The sequence below is a fragment of the Sedimentibacter sp. B4 genome (assembly GCF_000309315.1).
In the GTDB taxonomy this organism is placed as follows: Bacteria; Bacillota; Clostridia; order Tissierellales; family Sedimentibacteraceae; genus Sedimentibacter; species Sedimentibacter saalensis.
The window spans coordinates 1-5,130 of record NZ_CANG01000042.1; the positions used below are offsets into that span (position 1 = coordinate 1).

Sequence of the window (5,130 nt, forward strand, 5' to 3'; positions counted from 1 at the left end):
AGAGGAACAACAGCCCCGCAGCCATGAGCATTTTCCACGCATATGAGTCCTGTTTCAGGTTCATGTATGTCATCGACTCTTATTGCTTTTTCCACGTCCTGGGGATTCATGGCTCCATTTTGAGTTTCAAGAGTACGAAGCTGGACACCTGCTATTACTGCAGAAGCTCCTACTTCATGAACAACAATGTGGTTGTTTTTACCTATAATGACTTCCTGTCCTCTTCTTGCATGAGTGAAAAGAGCAAGCTGATTTCCAAAAGTTCCGCTTGGAACAAAGATTGCCGCTTCCTTGCCAACTTTTTCAGCTGCCAGTTTTTCAAGCTTGTTTATTGTTGGATCGTCCCCGTAAACATCGTCACCGACCTCGGCATTTGCCATTGCCTGTCTCATTTCATCTGTTGGCATTGTTACAGTATCGCTTCTCAAATCAATAAATTTCATTTTATCATCCTCTATTCTATATTATTGTTTATTTGTCTGCATGCTTTCACAACGTGCTTTGCCAGTACAGCTGTTGTTACAGAACCCACTCCTGCAGGTACCGGTGTTATGAGTCCGCACTTTTCAATGCAATCTGTTGTGTTTACATCACCTGTCATGTTTCCTTGGCTGTCGACGTTGATGCCAACATCAATTACTGCTGCCCCTTCTTTTACAAAATCAGATGTTACCATGTTTGATTTTCCTATGGCTGCAATTAAAATGTCCGCCTTTGCAGCAACCTCAGGCAAATTTTCTGTCTTTGAATGGCATATGGTAACTGATGCATTTTCTTTCAATAAAAGCATGGCAGCAGGCTTTCCTACAACCATGGATCTTCCAAGAACTACAGCATTTTTGCCTTTCAAGGGAACATTGTAGTGCTTAAGAATTTCAATTGCTGCAGTAGGTGTACATGGAGGAAATCCTGTTTCATCACCTTCCATAACCTTTGCCACATTAATTGGGTTGAAGCAGTCAATGTCCTTTTCAGGACTTATAATAAATTTAACATCATTTTCATTTATTTGTTTTGGAAGAGGTCTGAACAATAGTATTCCATGTACAGTTTCATCACCGTCAACCTTTTTTAATTCCTGTGCAAAATCATCCTGTCTTATATCTGCAGAGAGTTCTAGAACCTCGCATTCTATTTTGCAGGAATTCATTCTTTTAACAGCTGCTCTTTCGTAAGACAAGTCGTCTTCTCTTTCGCCAACTCTTACGATTTTAAGTTTTGGAAAAATGTTTTTTCCCTTGAACTGTTCCACTTCTTTTTTAACTTCTTCTGTTATTTTATCTGCAACGGGCTTTCCTTTTGCTAATAGTCCCATATTATTCTCCTATAATTAATTGCTCAATATTTCAATTACCCTTTCATAAACCTCATCGGCTTTTTCATTGCCATCCTTGAGAAGTTTTTTTGAACTTTCCAGATTGTTTTTAACATATTCTTCATCTGTTATGGAATTCAGGTTTATGAGTACATTCAGATACGCGCTGTTTATGGCAGCCTTCAAACACTGTATACCAACTCCCACATCGCTTACTATTGTCTTCGTACAAATTTCTATGAGCTCTTCATGAAGAAGTATTCCTTCATATGATAGCTTCAATGTTTCCAAAGGTGCTTCACATGCTTCTTTGAGGCACTTCTGAAGAGTTTCTTCCTTTATTTTTTGTTCCTGCTCTGTTTCTTTTGGCATGATATATGCTCTTGACAAAGGTTCAAAGCTCTTTGCATCTTTTTCCACCAGATCCAGCAGTTTGTTTCTTAATACCTCTGCTCTTCTTAAAATGTCCATGTGCTGTTCTTCAAACTGCAGCAATTTCTTCTTACCAACGGAATAGTTTACAACCATTGAATTAAGGGCAGCCCCTAAGGCTCCTGCAAGTGCTGCAGCTCCCCCTCCCCCTGGAACAGGTTTTTTTGCTGCAAGCTCTGCTGCAAAATTTCTGCATGACAATTCAGTTAACACCATATCACCTCGCTAATATATAATACACAAATATCATTACCATTTTATTATAATATAGCATTTTTAAAAAGTCATCATAAATCATGAACAGTTATTCTTTTTATAACAAAAAACAGCACTATCGTGCCATTCAGTTGATAACAATTTTTTTCAATAATGTAGGGTAGGACTGCCGTCCCCCCGAATATAACAATATTATTGAATTAATAACACACGTGCGGACACAAGATCCGCCCCTACGAACTATTTAATTAACATATAGCGGTGAATCAGAAATCCCGGATATTTATTGAATTAATAAACAGCTGGACACAAAATCCGTCCATACGATTAGTGGAAAGCTATTTATCGTTGTACACAGCAAAATGAATGTGGTCTTCCCACACCCCGTTTATTTCAAGATAGCGTTTTGAAAATCCTTCCTGTTCAAATTTAAGTTTTTCCATGACTTTCAACGACCTCTGATTCCTTGGCACCACATTGACTTCTATTCTGTGGAGTCCGAAATCGTCAAACATTATTTGAACTGTCTTTTCTATTGCTTCTGTCATATATCCCTTGTTTATTTCATCCTTATCTAATTTGTATCCCAAAAAACAAGATTTGAAATTTCCCATTATAATATTGCTGTAGCAAACATTGCCTATGATTTTATTGTCTTCTTTTTTTATAATCCAGAAGCGCACAAGGCTGTTGTTCTTAAACATGTTGTATTCATAGTTAAGCTGTCTTTTATGATATGAAAGGGTATAAAAATCTCTAGTTCTTTTTGGTTCCCATTCACTTAAGAAATTATGATTCCTTTTGTAATATTCAAGAATCTCTCTGCCGTATACAGGTTTTAAAATTTTCAAGTATAGTCTTTCCGTTTCATATCGCGTCTGTTTAAACATTAAATCACTCCCCTTAAGACTATTACAATTTTATATTTCATCTGCTCATAAGTCAACTTATTTTGCTTTACTAAGCATTTTATTTGTGATAGTATACATTATTATAGCTGACTTCAGGGGGTGTGAAAAAATCAAAAGAAAAAATATATTTCTGATATTCACATTATTTTATTTGTACTTCATCATGGCTCTTTTTGAAAGTTCCAAAGGAAACTTTGTTCCGTTTTATCTTGAAGAATTCAAAATAACCAATGCTGAATTAAGCCTTGTGCTTTCGCTGAACACTGTGGGGTGTGTAATAGGAAGTTTTCTGGGAGGATATTTTTGTGAGAAATTCGGACATAAATTTGTGTACATAACAGGTTCGGTCTTATCAACCATAGGTGTATTAATTGCACCTTTTACTTCAAACATATTTATGCTTGGACTTTTCAATTTCATATTCGGAATCGGGCGTTCAGCCATATCCGTGGGAGTAGACTCCATGGTTCCTGTTTTGTCAATAGGATTTGAATCCATATTGATGAACATAACCCATTTTACATACGGTCTGGGAAGCTTTGCAGGACAAAATGCCTATGGAAACTTTCTTACACAAGGAGTGGAATGGAGGAGAATATATCTGTTCCTGGGGATATTCTATGTTGTATCGGTAATATTAAGTTTGATTGTAAAAACACCAAGCATCAAGGTAATAAAAAGCGAAGATTCACCAATGAAAAACAAAATGTACAAGGAGCCATTGATATACATGTTCATGTTTGCCATAACATTTGGACTGGTGACAGAAGCTGTTATTAATACATGGTTTATAAGCTACATAAGAAGCTCTTACAGTCTTGATCCTGCAGCAGCAGCAAAGTATGCTTCAATATTTTTTCTGATGTTTGCTATGGGAAGGCTTTTAGGCGGGTTCATAGTGAATAAAATAGGAGATTCAAAGGGGCTGCAGATGTTTTTGTTTGCAGGTGCCGTGTGTATTTTGGCAGGTCTTAAATTAAAAAGTGAAGGAATTATGCTCATCGCCATGTCTGGATTTTTTATTTCAATAACATTCCCTACAATGATGGTCATAATCAATTCCATATTTAAACAGAAATCATCTATGGCCATTGGTTACTCAGTGACATTAAGCAACATTTTATATGTTATCATATTTAACCTGACAGGATATTTAAATGATTTGCTTGGAACATACGCTGCATTTTACGTCGCACCTGTTTCTATGATAGGATGTTTGACAATGCTCATATTAATAAACAAAAAAGTTAAAAATGAAAATTATATATAGAAAATCGGAGGAAATATGTCTTTAGAAAACCTTATAATTCCAGAAAACTACACCAGTAAACTTTCACTGCTGGAAACTCAAATTGCAATCAAAAAAATCAAAGATTTTTTTGAAGGCGAGCTTTCAAAAAACCTGTCACTCATAAGAGTATCCGCACCGCTTATGGTGCGACCTGAATCAGGACTTAACGATGACCTGAACGGCATTGAAAGAGCAGTTCGCTTCGATATGCTTGATACAAAGTATGATGTTGAAATAGTACAGTCCCTTGCAAAATGGAAAAGAAATGCTTTGGGAAGCTACCGCTTTGACACATATACAGGGCTTTACACAGACATGAATGCCATCAGACGTGATGAAGATTTGGATAATATCCATTCTATTTATGTTGACCAATGGGACTGGGAAAAAATCATAAAGAAAACTGACCGCAGCAAAGATACCCTCAAGTATGTTGTTACCCAGATTTACAATGTTTTCAGATCTACAGAAAAATACCTTGAAAGTTTGTATCCGTTCTTGAGGAATGAACTTCCTTCAGAAATTCATTTTATAACTACCCAGGAACTTCTTGACCTTTATCCGGACAAAACTCCAAAGGAAAGAGAATACCTGATTACAAAAGAAAAGAAAGCTGTATTTTTAATGGAAGTTGGAAAAAAACTGTCTGACGGAAAAATACATGACGGTCGTGCAGCCGACTATGACGACTGGTCATTAAACGGCGACATATTGTTTTATTTCTCAACTCTCGACATTGCCCTTGAGCTTTCATCAATGGGAATAAGAGTTGACAAAGATGCCCTTCTTTCTCAGCTTGAAGAAAGAGACCAAATGCACAAGTCTAAATTTCCGTTCCATCAGGATGTCATCAATGAGAGAGTTCCTTTTACCATTGGCGGCGGTATCGGACAGTCAAGAATATGCATGTTCTTCCTTCAGAAGGCCCACATAGGTGAAGTTCAGTCATCTGTATGGCCTGAAAA

The 5,130-nt window shown here is 36.8% G+C and carries 6 protein-coding genes; 2 read left to right on the forward strand and 4 right to left on the reverse strand.

The window, feature by feature from the left end:
• The 4 genes from BN358_RS08665 to BN358_RS08680 form a co-directional block, all read right to left on the reverse strand.
• A partial coding sequence (locus tag BN358_RS08665) for a low specificity L-threonine aldolase (protein WP_019228845.1) occupies positions 1-443 on the reverse strand: 443 nt, incomplete at its 3' end.
• Positions 444-454: 11 nt separating this feature from the next.
• Positions 455-1,315 (reverse strand): bifunctional 5,10-methylenetetrahydrofolate dehydrogenase/5,10-methenyltetrahydrofolate cyclohydrolase, encoded by an 861-nt coding sequence (locus BN358_RS08670; protein ID WP_019228846.1) that lies wholly within the window; start codon positions 1,313-1,315, stop codon positions 455-457.
• 15 nt (positions 1,316-1,330) lie between these two features.
• Positions 1,331-1,963, reverse strand: coding sequence for a cyclodeaminase/cyclohydrolase family protein (locus BN358_RS08675; protein ID WP_019228847.1), 633 nt, complete (start codon positions 1,961-1,963; stop codon positions 1,331-1,333).
• A 338-nt stretch (positions 1,964-2,301) separates the two neighbouring features.
• On the reverse strand, positions 2,302-2,853 hold the full coding sequence (locus tag BN358_RS08680) for a GNAT family N-acetyltransferase (protein WP_019228848.1): 552 nt from the start codon (positions 2,851-2,853) through the stop codon (positions 2,302-2,304).
• A gap of 85 nt (positions 2,854-2,938) precedes the next feature.
• Between BN358_RS08680 and BN358_RS08685 the strand changes: the two genes are divergently transcribed.
• Both BN358_RS08685 and asnA read left to right on the forward strand, forming a co-directional pair.
• A complete protein-coding gene (locus BN358_RS08685) occupies positions 2,939-4,144 on the forward strand; it encodes a sugar MFS transporter (RefSeq protein ID WP_019228849.1) in 1,206 nt (401 codons plus the stop codon).
• A 15-nt stretch (positions 4,145-4,159) separates the two neighbouring features.
• Positions 4,160-5,130, forward strand: a 971-nt coding sequence (gene asnA / locus BN358_RS08690; RefSeq protein WP_019228850.1) for an aspartate--ammonia ligase, incomplete at its 3' end; no start/stop codon positions are given.